The organism is Rhizobium sp. GW821-FHT14E12 (genome assembly GCF_058803745.1).
Genome location: NZ_JBXAPH010000011.1, coordinates 99,613 through 116,282, shown reverse-complemented (window position 1 = coordinate 116,282; position 16,670 = coordinate 99,613). Strand labels below are relative to the sequence as shown.

At 60.3% G+C, this 16,670-nt stretch carries 21 protein-coding genes; 12 read left to right on the top strand and 9 right to left on the bottom strand.

The window, feature by feature from the left end; all coding sequences use genetic code 11:
* Window positions 1–330: 330 nt before the first annotated feature.
* The 6 genes from coxB to AC1RO0_RS28170 all read left to right on the top strand — a co-directional run bounded on the left by coxB (window position 331) and on the right by AC1RO0_RS28170 (window position 5,653).
* Entirely contained in the window at window positions 331–1,221 is an 891-nt protein-coding gene (gene coxB, locus AC1RO0_RS28195) for a cytochrome c oxidase subunit II (protein WP_498595856.1), read from the top strand.
* A 15-nt stretch (window positions 1,222–1,236) separates the two neighbouring features.
* Entirely contained in the window at window positions 1,237–2,931 is a 1,695-nt protein-coding gene (gene ctaD / locus AC1RO0_RS28190) for a cytochrome c oxidase subunit I (protein WP_498595855.1), read from the top strand.
* A 59-nt stretch (window positions 2,932–2,990) separates the two neighbouring features.
* Window positions 2,991–3,950: a heme o synthase gene (locus AC1RO0_RS28185; protein WP_498595854.1), complete on the top strand. Its 960-nt coding sequence runs from the start codon at window positions 2,991–2,993 to the stop codon at window positions 3,948–3,950.
* The gene (locus AC1RO0_RS28180) at window positions 3,950–4,087 is read left to right on the top strand and encodes a cytochrome c oxidase system small membrane protein (RefSeq protein WP_498595868.1); all 138 of its coding nucleotides are present in this window, start codon (window positions 3,950–3,952) and stop codon (window positions 4,085–4,087) included. Before AC1RO0_RS28185 ends, AC1RO0_RS28180 begins: the two co-directional genes overlap by 1 nt.
* 9 nt (window positions 4,088–4,096) lie before the next feature.
* Window positions 4,097–4,711: a cytochrome c oxidase assembly protein gene (locus AC1RO0_RS28175; protein ID WP_498595853.1), complete on the top strand. Its 615-nt coding sequence runs from the start codon at window positions 4,097–4,099 to the stop codon at window positions 4,709–4,711.
* Between the two features lie 63 nt (window positions 4,712–4,774).
* Window positions 4,775–5,653, top strand: coding sequence for a cytochrome c oxidase subunit 3 (locus AC1RO0_RS28170; protein ID WP_007693929.1), 879 nt, complete (start codon window positions 4,775–4,777; stop codon window positions 5,651–5,653).
* Window positions 5,654–5,725: 72 nt separating this feature from the next.
* On the opposite strand, the gene AC1RO0_RS28165 is transcribed toward AC1RO0_RS28170, so the two are convergent.
* Complete coding sequence (locus tag AC1RO0_RS28165) at window positions 5,726–6,376, bottom strand: chloramphenicol phosphotransferase CPT family protein (RefSeq protein WP_498595852.1); 651 nt, start codon at window positions 6,374–6,376, stop codon at window positions 5,726–5,728.
* Window positions 6,377–6,524: 148 nt separating this feature from the next.
* On the opposite strand from AC1RO0_RS28165, the gene AC1RO0_RS28160 reads away from it, so the two are divergent.
* The 5 genes from AC1RO0_RS28160 (at window position 6,525) to rnhA (ending at window position 10,301) form a co-directional block, all read left to right on the top strand.
* Window positions 6,525–6,941: a DUF983 domain-containing protein gene (locus AC1RO0_RS28160; protein WP_498595851.1), complete on the top strand. Its 417-nt coding sequence runs from the start codon at window positions 6,525–6,527 to the stop codon at window positions 6,939–6,941.
* Complete coding sequence (locus tag AC1RO0_RS28155) at window positions 6,934–7,695, top strand: SURF1 family protein (protein WP_498595850.1); 762 nt, start codon at window positions 6,934–6,936, stop codon at window positions 7,693–7,695. The genes AC1RO0_RS28160 and AC1RO0_RS28155 overlap by 8 nt, the downstream gene beginning before the upstream one ends.
* A gap of 160 nt (window positions 7,696–7,855) precedes the next feature.
* Window positions 7,856–8,863: a 4-hydroxy-3-methylbut-2-enyl diphosphate reductase gene (ispH, locus tag AC1RO0_RS28150; protein ID WP_368511006.1), complete on the top strand. Its 1,008-nt coding sequence runs from the start codon at window positions 7,856–7,858 to the stop codon at window positions 8,861–8,863.
* Between the two features lie 35 nt (window positions 8,864–8,898).
* Window positions 8,899–9,864 carry a homoserine kinase gene (locus AC1RO0_RS28145; protein ID WP_498595849.1) on the top strand — a complete coding sequence of 322 codons (966 nt, stop codon included), beginning with the start codon at window positions 8,899–8,901 and terminating at the stop codon, window positions 9,862–9,864.
* On the top strand, window positions 9,861–10,301 hold the full coding sequence (rnhA, locus tag AC1RO0_RS28140) for a ribonuclease HI (protein WP_498595848.1): 441 nt from the start codon (window positions 9,861–9,863) through the stop codon (window positions 10,299–10,301). Before AC1RO0_RS28145 ends, rnhA begins: the two co-directional genes overlap by 4 nt.
* Before the next feature lie 149 nt (window positions 10,302–10,450).
* Here rnhA and AC1RO0_RS28135 read toward each other — a convergent pair whose 3' ends face one another.
* Both AC1RO0_RS28135 and AC1RO0_RS28130 read right to left on the bottom strand, forming a co-directional pair.
* The gene (locus tag AC1RO0_RS28135) at window positions 10,451–11,116 is read right to left on the bottom strand and encodes a hypothetical protein (RefSeq protein ID WP_498595847.1); all 666 of its coding nucleotides are present in this window, start codon (window positions 11,114–11,116) and stop codon (window positions 10,451–10,453) included.
* 244 nt (window positions 11,117–11,360) lie between these two features.
* Complete coding sequence (locus AC1RO0_RS28130) at window positions 11,361–11,624, bottom strand: hypothetical protein (protein WP_498595846.1); 264 nt, start codon at window positions 11,622–11,624, stop codon at window positions 11,361–11,363.
* Window positions 11,625–11,882: 258 nt separating this feature from the next.
* On the opposite strand from AC1RO0_RS28130, the gene AC1RO0_RS28125 reads away from it, so the two are divergent.
* Window positions 11,883–12,191: a Dabb family protein gene (locus AC1RO0_RS28125; RefSeq protein WP_498595845.1), complete on the top strand. Its 309-nt coding sequence runs from the start codon at window positions 11,883–11,885 to the stop codon at window positions 12,189–12,191.
* Between the two features lie 52 nt (window positions 12,192–12,243).
* Here AC1RO0_RS28125 and AC1RO0_RS28120 read toward each other — a convergent pair whose 3' ends face one another.
* The 6 genes from AC1RO0_RS28120 to AC1RO0_RS28095 all read right to left on the bottom strand — a co-directional run bounded on the left by AC1RO0_RS28120 (window position 12,244) and on the right by AC1RO0_RS28095 (window position 16,604).
* A complete protein-coding gene (locus tag AC1RO0_RS28120) occupies window positions 12,244–13,146 on the bottom strand; it encodes a metal ABC transporter solute-binding protein, Zn/Mn family (RefSeq protein WP_498595844.1) in 903 nt (300 codons plus the stop codon).
* A gap of 20 nt (window positions 13,147–13,166) precedes the next feature.
* Entirely contained in the window at window positions 13,167–14,039 is an 873-nt protein-coding gene (locus tag AC1RO0_RS28115) for a metal ABC transporter permease (RefSeq protein WP_498595843.1), read from the bottom strand.
* Window positions 14,036–14,818 (bottom strand): metal ABC transporter ATP-binding protein, encoded by a 783-nt coding sequence (locus AC1RO0_RS28110; protein WP_498595842.1) that lies wholly within the window; start codon window positions 14,816–14,818, stop codon window positions 14,036–14,038. The genes AC1RO0_RS28115 and AC1RO0_RS28110 overlap by 4 nt, the downstream gene beginning before the upstream one ends.
* Complete coding sequence (locus AC1RO0_RS28105; RefSeq protein WP_436026975.1) at window positions 14,815–14,943, bottom strand: hypothetical protein; 129 nt, start codon at window positions 14,941–14,943, stop codon at window positions 14,815–14,817. Before AC1RO0_RS28105 ends, AC1RO0_RS28110 begins: the two co-directional genes overlap by 4 nt.
* A 254-nt stretch (window positions 14,944–15,197) precedes the next feature.
* Window positions 15,198–15,683, bottom strand: coding sequence for a peroxiredoxin (locus AC1RO0_RS28100; RefSeq protein WP_498595841.1), 486 nt, complete (start codon window positions 15,681–15,683; stop codon window positions 15,198–15,200).
* Between the two features lie 81 nt (window positions 15,684–15,764).
* Window positions 15,765–16,604: a protein-disulfide reductase DsbD domain-containing protein gene (locus AC1RO0_RS28095; RefSeq protein ID WP_498595840.1), complete on the bottom strand. Its 840-nt coding sequence runs from the start codon at window positions 16,602–16,604 to the stop codon at window positions 15,765–15,767.
* Window positions 16,605–16,670 lie beyond the last annotated feature (66 nt).

The window sequence follows — 16,670 nt, the reverse complement described above, 5'->3', positions numbered from 1 at the left end:
CTAGATTCGAATCAGTGCCGCTATTGTTGAAGCCCAGCCCGGCAAATGAAAAGCCCCGCCTGCTGAATTCCAATCGAGTACGGCGGAAATACGACCTCTATCCTATTTTGTCACGGCGATACGATGGACCGTCATGCAATTTTTCGTATGATGATGAAATGCTTGTCATGTTTAGACGGGTCGGGGGAGTATATTTCGCGCAAAAATGCCGCACGGACAAATGTCGGGAGTTGTTGCGGTGTGCCCCAAACTGTGGTTTGAAGCGCAGAGGACTGTAGGGATACTGCGTTTGAGGTTGATCTGGGATCAAACGCTGGAGGGAGAGACATCGTGATTAAGAGGGCTTACGCAGCTCTGGCGGCTATCGCCTGTCTGCTTTTTGCGACCGGCAGCTATGCCGATCAGCCAAAACCATGGGAAACCGGTCTGCAGGAGGCGGCGACCGGCAACATGCATGAAATTCGCTGGTTCGAAGCATACACGCTTTGGTTTATCATTCCGGTTACATTGCTGGTGCTCGTCCTTCTGATCGTCGTCATGGTCAAGTTCCGGGCCTCCAAGAATCCGGTGCCCTCCAAGACGAGCCACAACACGGTGATCGAGGTTATCTGGACGGTAGGCCCGGTTCTCGTTCTCCTGTTCCTGGCCGTTCCGTCCTTCGAACTTCTGACCAAGCAGCTCACCTTTCCGCAGAATCCTGACGTGACCGTCAAGGCGACGGCGACGCAGTGGCAGTGGAATTATGAGTATGAAAACAGCGGCAATAACCCGCTGGCTTTCGATTCCTTCATGCTGAAAGAGCCCGATCGCGCGGCGGCCGGCAAGGAAGACAAGTCGAAATATCCGCGGCTTCTCGCCGTCGACAACGAGCTGGTGTTGCCCGTCAACAAGGTCGTGCGCGTTCTCGTCACCGCCGCACCCACGGATGTCATTCATTCCTTCGGTATGCCGTCCTTCGGCCTCAAGATCGACGCCGTTCCGGGCCGTCTGAACGAGACCTGGTTCAAGGCCGACCGTGAAGGTCTGTACTACGGCCAGTGTTCCGAGCTCTGCGGCAAGGACCATGCGTTCATGCCGATCGCCATCCGCATCGTCTCCCAGGATCAATACCAGCAGTGGCTGACCAGCGCCGCCGGTGATCTGACCAAGGCGAACAAGGCCCTGATGGCCGCCGTCGATCAGCCGGCTACCGTCAATGTTGCTGAAAACGTCGCGAAGTAAGAGGGATTAGGGACAATGGCTGGATCCACGGCACACGACGATCACTCGCACGATCATCACGACGCCCACGCGCATGACGATCACCACGCTCACAAGCCCAGTTTCGCAAACCGCTGGCTTTTCTCGACGAACCACAAGGACATCGGCACCCTCTATCTGATCTTCGCGATCTTCGCCGGCCTTATCGGCTTCCTGCTGTCGATTGCCATCCGCATGGAGTTGCAGGAGCCTGGGATCCAGATCTTCAGCGGTCTGGCCTCCATGGTCTACGGCTATTCGGGCGATGCCTCCATCGATGGCGGCAAGCAGATGTACAACGTCTTCGTCACCGCCCATGCGCTGATCATGATCTTCTTCATGGTCATGCCGGCGATGATCGGCGGTTTTGCCAACTGGATGGTGCCGATCATGATCGGCGCGCCGGACATGGCGTTTCCGCGCTTGAACAACATCTCCTTCTGGCTGATCGTTCCGGCCTTCCTGCTTCTGATCCTGTCGATGTTCGTCGAAGGCCCGGCCGGCGCCTACGGTGCGGGCGGCGGCTGGACGATGTATCCGCCGCTATCCGGCGTGGTCGGTCATCCCGGACCCGCGGTCGACCTGGTGATCTTCGCGCTGCATATCGCCGGCGCGTCCTCGATCCTCGGCGCGATCAACTTCATCACGACGATCCTCAACATGCGCGCTCCGGGCATGACGCTGCACAAGATGCCGCTCTTTGCCTGGTCGGTGCTGATCACCGCATTCCTGCTGCTCCTGTCGCTGCCGGTTCTGGCGGGCGCCATCACCATGGTGCTGACCGACCGCAACTTCGGCACGACCTTCTTCGCGCCTGAAGGCGGCGGCGATCCGATCCTTTACCAGCACCTGTTCTGGTTCTTCGGTCACCCGGAGGTCTACATCCTGATCCTGCCCGGCTTCGGCATGGTCAGCCACATCATCTCGACCTTCTCGCGCAAGCCGATCTTCGGTTATCTCGGCATGGCCTATGCCATGGTCGCGATCGGTGCTGTCGGCTTCGTCGTCTGGGCTCACCATATGTACACGGTCGGCCTGTCGCTCGACACGCAGCGCTACTTCGTCTTCGCGACGATGGTCATCGCTGTTCCCACAGGCGTGAAGATCTTCTCCTGGATCGCGACGATGTGGGGCGGCTCGATCGAATTCCGTACGCCGATGATCTGGGCGATCGGCTTCATCTTCCTGTTCACCGTCGGTGGCGTTACCGGCGTACAGCTCGCCAATGCCGGCCTCGACCGCGTATGGCACGACACCTACTATGTCGTGGCGCACTTCCATTACGTGCTGTCGCTCGGCGCCGTCTTCGCCATCTTCGCCGCTTGGTACTACTGGTTCCCGAAGATGACCGGCTACATGTACAACGAGAAGATCGGCAACCTGCATTTCTGGGTCACCTTCATCGGCGTCAACATGGTGTTCTTCCCGCAGCACTTCCTCGGTCGTGCCGGCATGCCGCGCCGCTACATCGACTATCCGGATGCGTTCGCCGGCTGGAATTTCGTCTCCTCCATGGGCTCCTATGTCGCAGCCGTGGGTGTGGTCATCTTCCTCTATGGCGTTTATGACGCCTTCGCCAAGAAGCGCGTCGCCGGCGACAATCCTTGGGGCGAGGGCGCGACGACGCTCGAATGGCAGCTGTCATCGCCGCCGCCGTTCCACCAGTGGGAAGAGCTGCCGCGCATCAAGTAGCCTATTCCCGGACGCCGTGATAAGCGGCGTCCGGCTCAACTGACATTGGAAATGAAAGAATGACGGTCATCGACAATCACGAAGCGCTTGCGAAGGAAGGCGATAACGGCCTCTCGGAAGCGGGTGCGCGCGATTATTTCGAGCTTTTGAAACCGCGTGTCATGTCGCTGGTCGTCTTCACCGCCTTTGCCGGTCTGGTTCTGGCGCCGGGCCATATCAATCCGGTTCTCGGTCTGATCGCCATTCTCTGCATCGCCGTCGGCGCTGGCGCGTCGGGCGCGCTGAACATGTGGTACGACGCCGATATCGACGCGATCATGACCCGCACGGCGAAACGTCCGATCCCGGCTGGCCGCGTGGCGCCGTCCGAGGCGCTGGCTTTCGGCCTGGTATTGTCGGGCTTTTCGGTGACGATCCTCGGCCTTGCCGTCAACTGGCTGTCGGCCGGCATTCTCGCCTTCACCATTTTCTTTTATGCCGTCGTCTACACGATGTGGCTGAAGCGCTCGACGCCGCAGAACATCGTCATCGGCGGTGCCGCCGGCGCTTTCCCGCCCGTCATTGGCTGGGCCTGCGTGACCGGCACCGTGCCGATCGAGAGCGTCGTGCTTTTCCTGATCATCTTTCTCTGGACGCCGGCGCATTTCTGGGCGCTGGCGCTGTTCAAGATGGGTGACTACGAGGCCGTCGGCGTGCCGATGCTGCCGAATGTGGCGGGCGTGCCCACCACGAAGAACCAGATCGTCGCCTATGCCGTGCTGACCGCCATTATCGGCGTGGTTCCGTCCTTCATGGGCTTTGCCAGCTTCGGCTACGGTGTCGTCGCCACCGTTCTCGGTGTGATCTTCGTCCACTGTTCCATCTCTGTCTGGCGCATGTCGGATGACGATGTGAAAATGGCGCCGGCGAAGAAACTCTTTGCCTTTTCGATCTTCTATCTCTTTGCAATTTTTTCGGCGCTCTTGATCGACAGGCTCGTGGCCGTGCTGATGTCGGGCGGCGTGGGGGGCTGGCTATGATCGAACTTGTCAAGCTTACGGACGCGCAAAAGAAATCGCGGCGAGGGCGCAATATCGCGCTCGGCCTGGTGCTTGCCGGCCTGGTGATCCTGTTCTACGCGATCACCATCATCAAGGTCGGCACCGGACACGTTTGAGGAGGCGTGATGGAGGAGGGGACAACGAACAAGGTGAGGACGGCAGGCCGCAACAACGGCCTGGTGGTCGCCATGTGCCTGAGCTTCGTCGTCGGCATGAGCGCCATGTGCGCCGCCGCCGTGCCGCTCTACCGCATCTTCTGCGAGGTCACGGGTTTTAACGGCACGACGCAGCGCGTCGACCAGGCATCCAGCGTCATTCTCGACAGACCGATCAAGGTTACCTTCGACGCCAATGTTGCTCCGGGCGTGCCCTGGGACTTCAAGCCGATGCAGAAGGAAGTCAATCCGAAGATCGGCGAGACGATCGAGATCAAGTTCGTGGCCGAAAACAAGTCCGACCAGCCGACACGCGGACAGGCAATTTTCAACGTCTCGCCGGTGGAAGCGGGCGCCTATTTCAACAAGGTGCAATGTTTCTGCTTCAACGAGACCGATCTCGCGCCGGGGGAAAAGCGCGAGATGCCGGTAGTCTTCTACGTCGATCCGGAGATCACCAAGGCGGAAGAGACGAAGACGATCACGGCGCTGACCCTGTCCTACACCTTCTACCCACGCGATGGCGCAAAGCCGGTCGCGTCGAACGAGGGCGCGGCGACCAAGGCGGCGGAAAAGAAACTTTGATGGAGAGTGCTTTTCGGCGCGGCCGGGAGCAATATGGGAAAAAGTCATTCGGGGATTGCTGACATGGCAGAGGCGCATCAGAAGAAACACGACTACCACATCATCGATCCGAGCCCGTGGCCGCTACTGGCAGCCATCGGGGCCTTCATCATCACCTTCGGTGGCGTCGGCTTCATGCGCTATCTCAATGGCGGCTCGTTGCACCTGTTCGGCCTCGATTGGGCGCACCCGTGGCTGTTCTTCATCGGTCTGGCGCTGATCCTTTACGTCATGTACGGCTGGTGGTCGGACACGGTGAAGGAAGCGCATGAGGGCGCGCATACCCGCGTCGTCTCGCTGCATCTGCGCTACGGCATGATCATGTTCATCGCCTCCGAGGTGATGTTCTTCGTTGCCTGGTTCTGGGCCTATTTCGATGTGAGCCTCTTCCCGAACGAGGCGATCCAGGCGTCGCGAACGGCCTTTCTCGGCGGGCAGTTCCCGCCCAAGGGCGTCGAGGTCCTCGATCCCTGGCATCTGCCGATCTACAACACCATCATCCTGCTGCTGTCGGGCACGACGGTCACCTGGGCGCACCATGCGCTGCTGCATAATGACCGAAAGAGCATGATCCAGGGCCTGACGCTCACAGTTCTGCTCGGCGCGTTCTTTTCCTGCGTGCAGGCTTATGAATATGCCCATGCGCCCTTCGAGTTCAAAAACTCGATCTACGGCGCGACCTTCTTCATGGCGACCGGCTTCCACGGCTTCCACGTATTGATCGGCACCATCTTCCTGCTGGTCTGCCTGATCCGCGCGATCAAGGGCGACTTCACGCCGAAACAGCATTTCGGCTTCGAAGCGGCCGCCTGGTACTGGCACTTCGTCGACGTCGTCTGGCTGTTCCTGTTTTTCTGCATCTACATCTGGGGCAGCTGGGGCGCACCGATCGCACACGGCTAAGCCGTCGATATGGAGAGTTGCTATTGAAGGCGGGTGCCATGTGCCCGCCTTTTTCTTTTGGAGCAGGCCGCTTCAGCCGCTCGCCGCAAGCCGCTCGAATGCCGTCGGTCGTGGAATGCCCCGGTCCATCAGCTGCCTGATCTCTTCGGCGCAAGCATCAGCGCTCCTGACCGAAGTATCGACCTCCAGATCGTAGATGCCGGGCCGATGCACCTCTTCCTGCCAGGCAAGCACCGGTGCCGGGATCGGCTCGTCGGCGGAAACGCCGACATAGGTGCCATGCCGCTCCGGCCCCTCCGCCAGGCGCCGCTGCATGATGGTCTCGATCGGGCAGCGCACGCCGACGAAGAGAACGGGCCGGCCGGCCAGTTGTCGGGCGCAATCTTTCACTATGCCCAGCGGACGCGAATGGGCGTCGTGATGGCCGAACTCGGCGACGACGTTCAGTCCTAGCCGGCTATGGGCGGCGATGGAGGCGTAGAGCGCGGCATAAAGGCGCGGGACAAGCGGTTCCAGATCCGGTCGCTCGCCGCCGGGGCGCAGGCCGATGCCGGGCCAGTAGCGTCGCGGTGTGGCGTGCCTGACATAGGTGTCGACGCCGAGATTCATCCAGGGGCCGTCGAAACCGGCCTGAATAGCCTCGACAATGCTGGATTTTCCGGATCGTGGCGCGCCGTTCAGAATGATGATCCTGCCGGCTTCGTGGTCTTGATGGGTGTCCATGAGCCTCCTCCGTGGCGTCTCTATTGTAGCAGGCCCGACGCGCTCACCAAGCTTTTGGATTGGACGGGCGGCCGCATCGCGGTTACTGATGACGAAAGGGACGAGAGGTGGAGCTCGTCCGGGATGATGGACCGATCGAGACCGAACCTTGAGCTCAGAGCAAGACAAAACTTCGGATGGGGCAAGCAGCGACAGCGCCCTCTTTCCGCCGGTCGACCCGTTCAAGGTCGGCATCCAGGGATGTTGCCCGCGTTGCGGAAATGGCAAGCTCTTCGATGGGCTCTTGTCGCTGAAACCGCGCTGTGCCGCCTGCGATCTTGATTATGCCTTTGCCGATGCCGGCGACGGGCCAGCGGTTTTCGTCATCCTCATCGTCGGCTTTATCGTTATCGGTGCGGTCCTGTGGCTCCAGGCCAATTATGGGCCGCCGATCTGGGTGCATATCCTGCTGTTCGCGCCGCTGACCATCATCCTGTCGCTTCTGTCGTTGCGCTGGTGCAAGGGCATCCTGATCGCCCTGCAATATCGCAACAAAGCCAGCGAAGGACGCCTTGACCGTGACTGATGTCGTTGCCCCCGCTCGCCGCGCCAACCCGTTTTGGCAGGTCGGCAAGGTGCTGATCCTGCTCGTAGCGCTCGGCATCCTGCTGGCGCTCGGCACCTGGCAGGTCGAGCGGCTGCACTGGAAGGAAGGCCTGCTTGCCGACATCGCCGAGCGTCAGTCCGCGCCTGCCGTGCCGCTGTCGGCGATCGAGGCCATGGCCGCGTCCGGCGGCGATATCGAATATCGCGTCGTCACGGCATCAGGCCATTACCTCAACGACAAGGAGCGGCATTTCTTCACCACCTACGAAGGCGATGCCGGCTATCATGTCTATACGCCCTTGCAGCTTGCCGACGGGCGCTACCTCTTCGTCAACCGGGGCTTCGTTCCCGATGTCGACAAGGCGCCGGAAAAGCGCATGCAGGGGCAGCTGACGGGCGAGCAGACCGTCACCGGCCTTGCCCGCGCCAAACTCACTAGCCAGCCCTCCGGCATACCGGACAATGATCTCGCCAAGGATATCTTCTACTGGAAGGATCTTGACGCCATGGCGGCGAGCGACGGGTTGGCGAAAGATCAGGTGCTGCCCTTCTTCGTCGATGCCGGCAAGGCTCCGAACCCCGGCGGCCTGCCGATCGGCGGCGTTACCATCGTCGACCTGCCCAACAGCCATCTGCAATATGCCGTGACATGGTATGGCCTGGCGGCGGCGCTGGTGGTCATTGTCGCCATTTCCTGGTGGCGCAAGCGCCATCCGAGCGCGCCTCAGCAATAGAGGCATGCAATAGAATAGCTTCATTTCGATCGGATATTGGGCTAGAGCATGATCCCAAAAGTACGCAGCGGTTTTTGGATAAGATCATGCGGACGAGTGGGATAAGCGGCAAGGCGAACCTATCTATGGCTTTGCCACCGTCCCGGATTTCGGAAGAGACATGAACATAGCAGTTTCCAAACCTGACCTGACCATTCGGCTCTGCGGCCCGCGGGGCTTTTGCGCCGGCGTCGACCGCGCCATCCAGATCGTCGTGCTGGCGCTGAAATCCTATGGCGCGCCGGTCTATGTCCGCCACGAGATCGTGCACAATCGCTATGTGGTCGAAGGGCTGGAAGCCAAGGGCGCCATCTTCGTCGAGGAGCTGGACGAAATCCCAGCGGAACATCGCGCCCAGCCGGTAGTTTTCTCCGCCCATGGCGTGCCGAAGGCCGTGCCGGAAGATGCGGACGCCCGCAATCTCTTCTATCTCGATGCCACTTGCCCGCTGGTTTCCAAGGTGCACAAGCAGGCCATGCGCCACAATCGCCTCGGCCGCCACGTCGTCCTCATCGGCCATGCCGGCCACCCGGAAGTGATCGGCACCATGGGCCAGCTTCCCGAGGGCACGGTGTCGCTGATCGAGACCGTCGAGGATGTCGATGTCTATGAGCCCGCTGATCCCGACAATCTCGGCTATGTCACCCAAACGACGCTTTCGGTCGACGACACCGCCGGCGTTATCGCGCGGCTGCAGGAGCGGTTTCCGAATCTCACGGCTCCTTCAGCCGATTCGATCTGTTACGCCACCACCAACCGCCAGGAAGTGGTGAAGCAGGCGGCCCCCGGCTGCGATCTCTTCATCGTCGTCGGCGCGCCGAATTCGTCCAATTCCAAGCGTCTGGTCGAAGTGGCGCTGAGGGCAGGGGCGACGAAATCCGTGCTCGTGCAGCGCGCCGCCGAGATTGATTGGGATGATATCGGCGACATCAAGACCGTCGGCCTGTCGGCTGGCGCATCTGCGCCAGAGGTCATCGTCAACGAGATCATCGAAGCCTTCCGCGCCCGCTACAATGCGGTGGTGGAGCTGGCCGAGACGGTCAAGGAAACCGAGAATTTCCTCGTCAATCGCGAGCTGCGCAACATCGAGCTGACAACGGCCGACATGGCTTTCGTCAACGGCGAATAATCAAATCCCCATAAAGCCTTTTCCAGGAATAATTCGTGGCCGTTTATACCGATATTACCGAAGACGATCTGAAGTGGTTCCTGACGGAATATGATGTCGGCACCTTGCTCTCCTACAAGGGCATTGCCGAGGGTGTCGAAAACTCCAATTTCCTGCTGCACACCTCGCGCGATCCGCTGATCCTGACACTCTATGAAAAGCGCGTGGAAAAGAACGATCTGCCGTTTTTCCTCGGCCTGATGCAGCATCTGGCGAGCCGTGGCCTTTCCTGCCCGCTGCCGTTGCCGCGCAACGATGGCGAGCTGCTCGGCCATCTCTCCGGCCGCCCGGCGGCACTGATCTCCTTTCTCGAAGGCATGTGGCTGAGGAAGCCCGAGGCGAAGCATTGCCGCGAGGTCGGCAAGGCGCTGGCCGCCATGCATGTCGCAGGCGAAGGCTTTGACATCAAGCGGCCGAACGCGTTGTCGCTGGCCGGCTGGCAGGGGCTCTGGGAAAAGTCCGAGGCGCGCGCCGATGAGGTCGAGCCCGGCCTGCAGGACGAGATCCGTGGCGAGCTCGAATTTCTGGGCCGCCATTGGCCGAAGGACCTGCCGGATGGCGTCATCCATGCCGATCTCTTCCCGGACAACGTCTTCTTCCTCGGCGACGAGCTTTCCGGCCTGATCGACTTCTATTTCGCCTGCAACGATCAGCTCGCCTACGACGTCTCGATCTGCCTCAACGCCTGGTGCTTCGAGAAGGATGGCGCCTACAACATCACCAAGGGCATGGCGCTGCTGGAGGGCTATCAGAGTGTGCGGCCGCTGAGCGACGCCGAAATCGCCGCTTTGCCGACGCTTGCGCGCGGCTCGGCGCTGCGCTTCTTCCTGACCCGCCTCTACGACTGGCTGACGACGCCGGCCGGCGCCATGGTCACCAAGAAGGACCCGCTCGAATATCTGCGCAAGCTGCGCTTCCACCGCCAGATCGCCTCCAGCGCCGAATACGGGCTGAAGGCATGAAACAGGTCGATATCTTCACCGACGGCGCTTGCTCCGGCAATCCCGGCCCGGGCGGCTGGGGTGCGGTGCTGCGCTATGGCGAGACGGAAAAGGAACTGTTCGGCGGCGAAGCCGAAACGACCAACAACCGCATGGAGCTGATGGCGGCGATCTCGTCGCTCAACGCCCTGAAGAGCCCCTGCGAGGTCAACCTCTATACCGATTCCAAATATGTGATGGACGGCATCTCCAAGTGGATTTTCGGCTGGAAGAAAAACGGCTGGAAAACCGCCGACAAGAAGCCGGTGAAAAACGCCGAACTCTGGCAGGCGCTCGAAGAAGCCCGCAACCGCCATCAGGTGACCCTGCACTGGGTCAAGGGCCATGCCGGGCATCCGGAGAACGAGCGCGCCGATGAGCTGGCGCGCAAGGGGATGGAGCCGTTTAAGCGGAAGTAGGGGGTGGGTTGGGGTGTGATGTTTGGGTGTTCGCTTTCGCCTTCTTTTCGGACAATTCGGCTGGCCGCGACATATCCGAAAAGCGGACGTTTCTCGATGTGCTGAAGAACGGTAGAAGGCTTTAAATGTTTCGGTAACCCACACCTATCTTACTCGCGTTTCAAGCGCTCCCATTCGTCGATCAGTGATCGGTACCTTTCACGAAACACCGTCTCTTCATCGCCCTGCAACGGTGTGGTTTGCGGGGAAAAGAAGGTCTTGCGAAGTGGGTCGATGATACGCATGTCATCCGCTTCAAGTTTTATGAGCGCATTTTGCATCACCCACAGGCCCAATCGTCCACCCTCCTCGGAGAGGGCAGGTTCCTCGCTAAAGTAAGGATACACAACACGGGTGTATTCGCCCCTGACTCGTGCGTGTAGGGCACCTCGTATTCGGATTGTGCCGCCAAAATCTTCAATTCGTAGGCTGCCGTGCACGCTTTGGGGGATGATCTCAATCGGCTCGTTTGACCAACGCAACTTTGCACTGAGCAGTTCGAGAACACCGTCTTTCAGTAGCGGGTACAGTCGCTTGAAGCTTCTGTTTGACTTTATGCGGTCATCGGTTAGCCGTGCTAGATCACCATCACCGGAGATGTGCTTCTTCACATCTGACCAAAAAGGCACATGGAAATCTCCACGTTGACTTCGGTTGCCGCCGGCGTCCTTCTTGCGATCAAGATGAATATCCTTTTTCAAAATTGATCGCCGTAGCGGGGGTGGTGCATAGAACAACTGCAGCACTTTTCGGAGAGGAACATCCAGAACAGACATGTGGCCCACATTTCCTAGATTGAGCCGTAAGTATCACTTCATTATTTCTGTCGATACAAGAGGGTGACTCAGTTCGTTAAATCATAATCTAGTGGAAACACAGAAATTCTGTTCAGAACTTTCTTCTTGACGCTTCTTATGGTGGTCGAGCGCGCAAGCATAGTTTTCTCGAGAGAGTACGAGGGTGCAAACCTCTAGCAAATTCGCGGAGCACTGGCCCAGTATATTAGGAAGTCGTTTCGGACTACGGGAAGGTAATGATTGCTTTCGCAAACGCCTGCAACATGGCTTCCCGGTCAGCTTGAAACATCAGTATTGCGATTGCAGTGAAGTCGTCAGGATGAATGTTAGCAGTAATATTTCTTGCTTGGTTAGCTGTCCCAATGTTGCTGGACAATACAAGCTGATACCGGCCGTCAGAATCTGAAAGCCATATGGTGGCATTCAGATTAGCCGAATCCCGAATCCCTTTCGAAGACCAATGAGCGGTTGAGTTCTCAAGTTCCATCTTTGCCCTCAGTTTAATACCAGTTCTTCAAGGCTTCGGATGAGAACTTCGCTCAAGCGCTCGTTGGGGGCAAGGTGCAGTCTGGCAACGTTAAGTGTGATAGCTGGCACCTGTTGGAGTTAGTGCATCAGATCATCGAGGCGTCGGCCATAGACCAAAAGCCACCGTGCCTCCGAAAAAGCCCAAACATCACCACCCCACCTTGCCCCATCCCCCTTTCCCTCTATGCTGCCCCCAACATCCAGGGAGGCTGTATCCATGATCCTGCATTGCGTTTTCCTGCGGCTGAAATCCGCCACGACACAGGATGAGAAGAAGGCGCTTTTCGAATCCGTGGCCGCGTTGCAGCAGGTCATTCCCGGCATCGTCGATATCAAATACGGGCCGAATGTCTCGCCGGAGGGGCTGCATGGCGGCTTTGTCGATGGGTTTGCGGTGACGTTTGAAAGTGTCGAGGCGCGGGATGCCTATCTGGTGCATCCGGAGCATGTCGCCGTTGGCGAGCGCATCGTCTCGTCGACCGATGGCGGGCTTGCCGGGCTGCTGGTCTTCGATCTCAATCTTTAAATAAAAAAAGGCCGCAGGCGGGTGCCTGCGGCCATATCTCTGCCCGGCCCTCTCAGCTCGATTTCGCCATCGCGGCGGCGAGCTGATCAACGTTATAACGGAACATTTTTTCATATGTCGGAGCCGGGCCATTGGCCTTGGAGAGGGCTTCGACATAGAGCTCGCCGCCGGGCGCGGCGCCGGTGGCCTTGGCGACTTGGCTGACCAGGCGCGGATCGTTGGAGTTTTCGAAGAAATAGGTCTTCACATGCTCGGTTTTGATCTGCTCGATCAACTGGGCGACCTTGGCGGCCGAGGCTTCTGTTTCCGTCGAAAAGCCGAGCGGGGCGAGGAAGCTGACCTTATATTCGCGGCCGAAATAGCCGAAAGCGTCGTGGCTGGTCAGCACCTTGCGGCGGTCGTCCGCGATCTTGTCGAACTTGCCGTGGGCATAGGCGTCAAGCTCGGTCAGCACCTTGGTGTAGCGCTCGGCATTGGCCTTGAAGTCGGCGGCGTCGGCCGGATCGGCGGCGGATAGCGCCTTTTCGATATTGGCGACCCAGATCTTCACGTTGACCGGGCTGTTCCACACATGCGGATCGGTGACCGTCTTGCCGTCGTCGACCATGGTGCGGGTGTCGATGCCTTCGGAGGCGACGACCGGCGTGCCCTTGTAGCCCGAGGCGCTGATCAGCCGGTCCATCCAGCCTTCCAGGCCCTCGCCGCTGACGAAGGTGACCTTCGCGGCGTTCAGCTTCTTGGCGTCGGCCGGCGAGGGCTCGAATTCGTGGGGGTCGCCGTTCGGGCCGACGAGGCTCGACACCTTCACATGGTCGCCGCCGACCTGCTTGACGACGTCGGCAAGCACGGTGAAGGAAGCGACGACGTTCAGCGTCTCTGCGGATGCCGGGGCCGCAACACCGAAGGCGACGAAGGCCGCCGCCGCAGTGGAGAGAAGCAGTCTGTGTTTGCTCATGAATGTCTCCTTGATGAAGATTAGCCCCTGAGATGGGGACGGGGGATGAACCGGCGGGCGATGCCCGAGGGTGCGAAGAGAATGGAAAAGCCGTAGATGATGCTCGCCGTGATGATGATCGTCGGGCCGGAGGCGAATTCGAGATGGTAGGAGGCGATGAGGCCGATATAGCCCGAAGCTGCCGCCGTTACCGTCGCGATCGCCATCATCGCCGGCAGGCTGCGTGACCAGAGCTGCGCAATCGCCGCCGGCAACATCATCAACCCCACGGCCATCAGCGTGCCGAGCGCCTGGAAGCTGGCGACGAGATTGAGCACGACGAGCAGCAGGAAGAGGAAATGATAGACCGGCCCGCGCCCGCCGACGGCGCGCAGGAACCCGGGATCGAAGCACTCCATCACCAGTGGCCGGTAGATGACCGCGAGCATCAGCAGCGTCACCGTGGTGATCGCGCCGATCTGGTAGAGGGCAGGGGCGTCGATGGCGAGGATCGTGCCGAACAGCACATGCAGCAGATCGATATTGGAGCCGCGCAGCGAGACGATCAGCACGCCGAGCGCCAGCGAGGTCAGGTAGAAGCTGGCGAAGCTCGCATCCTCCTGCAGCACTGTCATGCGGCTGACGAGCCCGGAAAGCAGCGCCACCGAGAGCCCCGCCACCAGCCCGCCAAGCCCCATGGCCGTCAGCGACAGCGAGCCGGCAATCAGATAACCGATCGCCGCCCCCGGCAGCACGGCATGGCTCATGGCGTCGCCCATCAGGCTCATGCGCCGCAGCATCAGGAAGACACCGATCGGGCCAGAGCCAAGGCCAAGGCAAAGACAGGCGATGAGCGCGCGCCGCATGAAGCCGTAATCGACAAAAGGCGCGAGGAAGATATCATAGGCCGTCATTCGGCCGGCTCCCGCTTCGCCAGTTGATGGCTGGCATGATCCGGCTCGGGTGAGCAGTGTTCGGCATTCTCGTCCCAGCTTTCGGCCATGGCTCGCGCTTTGATGAGGTTGGCGGGGCTCATCACATCCTGTGTCCGGCCCCAGCCGACCAGCTCGCGCGCAATCAGCAGCGTCTCGGGGAAATGCGCCCGCACCTGATCGAAGTCATGCAGCACGGCGATTACGGTACGTCCGTCGCCATGCCATCGCAGCACGATATCGAGCAGATCGCGCGTCGTGCGCTGGTCGATGGCGGTAAAGGGTTCATCGAGCAGGATGACGCGGGCGTCCTGCAGCAGCAGCCGGGCAAACAGCACACGCTGGAACTGCCCGGCCGAGAGCGAGCCGATATGCCGGCGCTCGAAGCCGGAAAGGCCAACGGCCGCCAACGCATCGCGCGCCCGCTCGGCATCCTCGCGCGAAAAACGGCCGAAGGCGCCGGAATTCTTCCAGGCACCGAGCATGATCGTATCGGCAACCGAGATCGGAAAGCGGCGGTTGATATCGGCCGCCTGCGGCAAATAGCCGAAATCGTTGCGCGTCAGCTGGCCGCGATCGATCGAGCCCTCGGCGACCCGGAGTTCGCCGATGATCGCCTTCAGAAGCGTCGACTTGCCCGCTCCGTTCGGCCCGGCAATCGCCGTCAGGCTGCCGGCCTGGAACGCGCCGGAGACATGATGCACGGCCGGATGGCGCTCATAGGTGACAGTGAGGTTGTCGAGGCGGATCAGAGCGCTCATGCCAAGGCCACCGCCCAGCCGATGGCCGCCCAGAGCACCGCAATGCCGACCGCGACAAAAATCAGACGCGTCAACACGGAACGCCCGATCAGGGAGGCGGCGAAGGGATCATTGCTGAAGGGCATGCGTGTTCTCTTAATGTAATAACGTTACGTGTAGTAGCCGAGGGAATGCGGCGAAAAAGAGGCGGGGTGTGGATTGAGTGTTTGACAGGATCAAAAGTTAGGGGGTGCTGCAAGGCCGGCGTGTCGAATGGTCGCCACCTCTGCGCATTCGCCCCGACCCTCATGGTGAGGTGCACTGCGGCCGCAGCGAAGGAAAGGCAGCGGGGCCTCGAACCACGAGGGTTGGCCCCGTGGTTCGCTACTTTATCTAGATCTCAAAGCTGCTCGATCATCGCAGCTGCCGCCGAAACCGTGGCCTGGCCGGGGCTTTCCTCGATGTTGAGCGTCTTCACCACGCCGTCTTCCACCAGCATGGAATAGCGCTTGGAGCGAACCCCGAGGCCGCCGGCGGAGAGGTCGATGTCGAGGCCGACGGCCTTGGCAAACGAGCCGTCCCAGTCGGCGAGGAAGTGGATCTTGCCGAGACCACCGGAGGATTGCGCCCAGGCGCCCATGACATGCCAGTCATTGACGGAGATCACGGCGATGTCGTCGACACCCTTGGCGAGGATGGCGTCGCGGTTTTCCAGGTAGCCCGGCAGGTGGTTCAGCGAGCAGGTGGGCGTGAAGGCGCCGGGAACGGCGAACAGCACGACGCGCTTGCCGGCGAAAAGCTGCTCGGTGGTGATCTCCACCGGGCCGTCAGCGGTCTTTTCCTTGAAGGTGGCGGCAGGCAGCTTGTCGCCGATAGCGATGGTCATGGCTCTCTCCTTGGGTCGCGATTGAGGGCGGCTGGGCCGTTCCCTTGTGTGAAAAGGATTGGGCGGAACTATAGATCCGGCCTATTCGAACGCAAGCGTGGTTTCCATGGCACGCTCGCCGTCGATGACGAGAATGCCCCAGCTCTTGCCCTTGATGTCGTAATTTTTCGGCAGCTTGCCGATGGCGATATCGGTGGCAAAGGTCTTGCCGTCGCGCTTGCCGGTTACCTGTTTGAAAAACACGTAACCGACTGGTCCGGTCACATAGATCAGTGGCGCCTCTCCGGTGGCCTCCGGCAGCGTCAGGCGCAGCGACAGCGTCTTCGCATCGGCCGAAAGACTATGGCTTTCGACGACAAAGTCCGGGGCGGGGGGTTGCGGCAGCGCCGCGTCGGCGGCGTCGAGCAAGGCCTGTTCATGTGGGGCTGACTGAGCGGCGGCCGACAGCGGTAGCGAAAGCGCGGCCTGGAATGGAATGCAGATATCCTTGCAGAGGCCGATGAAGGCCGTAAGCTCAAGCTTCGCCGGTTGTTTGCCCTCGACACGGAAATCCAGCGGCAATGTCACCGGCGCGTCATAGCCGACCTCCTGGATCGCGCCGACGGTGATCGGCTTGGGCACGGGAAACCCCATCTTCGTAAGCGTCACGCCACTGTCCGGTACCGGACTGACCTGCGGTGGAATTCCACTCTCGCCGGGCTCGCGCCAGTAGGTGATCCAGCCGGGCGCCGGCTCGATCTGCAACGCAGCGCGGATATGACCTTGGGCGTCCGGTGCCAGCGCTACTAGCCGCATACGGCCGCCCTGATTATCCGCCCAATCACTCATGGCCGCATGGACCGGGGAAGAGGCCAGCATTACCGCCGCGAGCACGCCCGTCGGCATTCTCAACAGGCCAGCGAAAGAGAGTTTTTCCAACATGGAGCAAGGGTTTACCGGATGGTGTCTTGCTGTGCCAGAACTGCCGGAAAAAGAAATGATCATTTT

Coding starts and splice junctions, on each gene's coding strand:
- ctaD (WP_498595855.1), top strand. CDS start 1,237: ATGGCTGGATCCACGGCACACGACGATCACTCGCACGATCATCACGAC.
- AC1RO0_RS28185 (WP_498595854.1), top strand. CDS start 2,991: ATGACGGTCATCGACAATCACGAAGCGCTTGCGAAGGAAGGCGATAAC.
- AC1RO0_RS28175 (WP_498595853.1), top strand. CDS start 4,097: ATGGAGGAGGGGACAACGAACAAGGTGAGGACGGCAGGCCGCAACAAC.
- AC1RO0_RS28170 (WP_007693929.1), top strand. CDS start 4,775: ATGGCAGAGGCGCATCAGAAGAAACACGACTACCACATCATCGATCCG.
- AC1RO0_RS28165 (WP_498595852.1), bottom strand. CDS start 6,376: ATGGACACCCATCAAGACCACGAAGCCGGCAGGATCATCATTCTGAAC.
- ispH (WP_368511006.1), top strand. CDS start 7,856: ATGAACATAGCAGTTTCCAAACCTGACCTGACCATTCGGCTCTGCGGC.
- rnhA (WP_498595848.1), top strand. CDS start 9,861: ATGAAACAGGTCGATATCTTCACCGACGGCGCTTGCTCCGGCAATCCC.
- AC1RO0_RS28135 (WP_498595847.1), bottom strand. CDS start 11,116: ATGTCTGTTCTGGATGTTCCTCTCCGAAAAGTGCTGCAGTTGTTCTAT.
- AC1RO0_RS28130 (WP_498595846.1), bottom strand. CDS start 11,624: ATGGAACTTGAGAACTCAACCGCTCATTGGTCTTCGAAAGGGATTCGG.
- AC1RO0_RS28125 (WP_498595845.1), top strand. CDS start 11,883: ATGATCCTGCATTGCGTTTTCCTGCGGCTGAAATCCGCCACGACACAG.
- AC1RO0_RS28120 (WP_498595844.1), bottom strand. CDS start 13,146: ATGAGCAAACACAGACTGCTTCTCTCCACTGCGGCGGCGGCCTTCGTC.
- AC1RO0_RS28115 (WP_498595843.1), bottom strand. CDS start 14,039: ATGACGGCCTATGATATCTTCCTCGCGCCTTTTGTCGATTACGGCTTC.
- AC1RO0_RS28110 (WP_498595842.1), bottom strand. CDS start 14,818: ATGAGCGCTCTGATCCGCCTCGACAACCTCACTGTCACCTATGAGCGC.
- AC1RO0_RS28105 (WP_436026975.1), bottom strand. CDS start 14,943: ATGCCCTTCAGCAATGATCCCTTCGCCGCCTCCCTGATCGGGCGTTCC.
- AC1RO0_RS28100 (WP_498595841.1), bottom strand. CDS start 15,683: ATGACCATCGCTATCGGCGACAAGCTGCCTGCCGCCACCTTCAAGGAA.
- AC1RO0_RS28095 (WP_498595840.1), bottom strand. CDS start 16,604: ATGTTGGAAAAACTCTCTTTCGCTGGCCTGTTGAGAATGCCGACGGGC.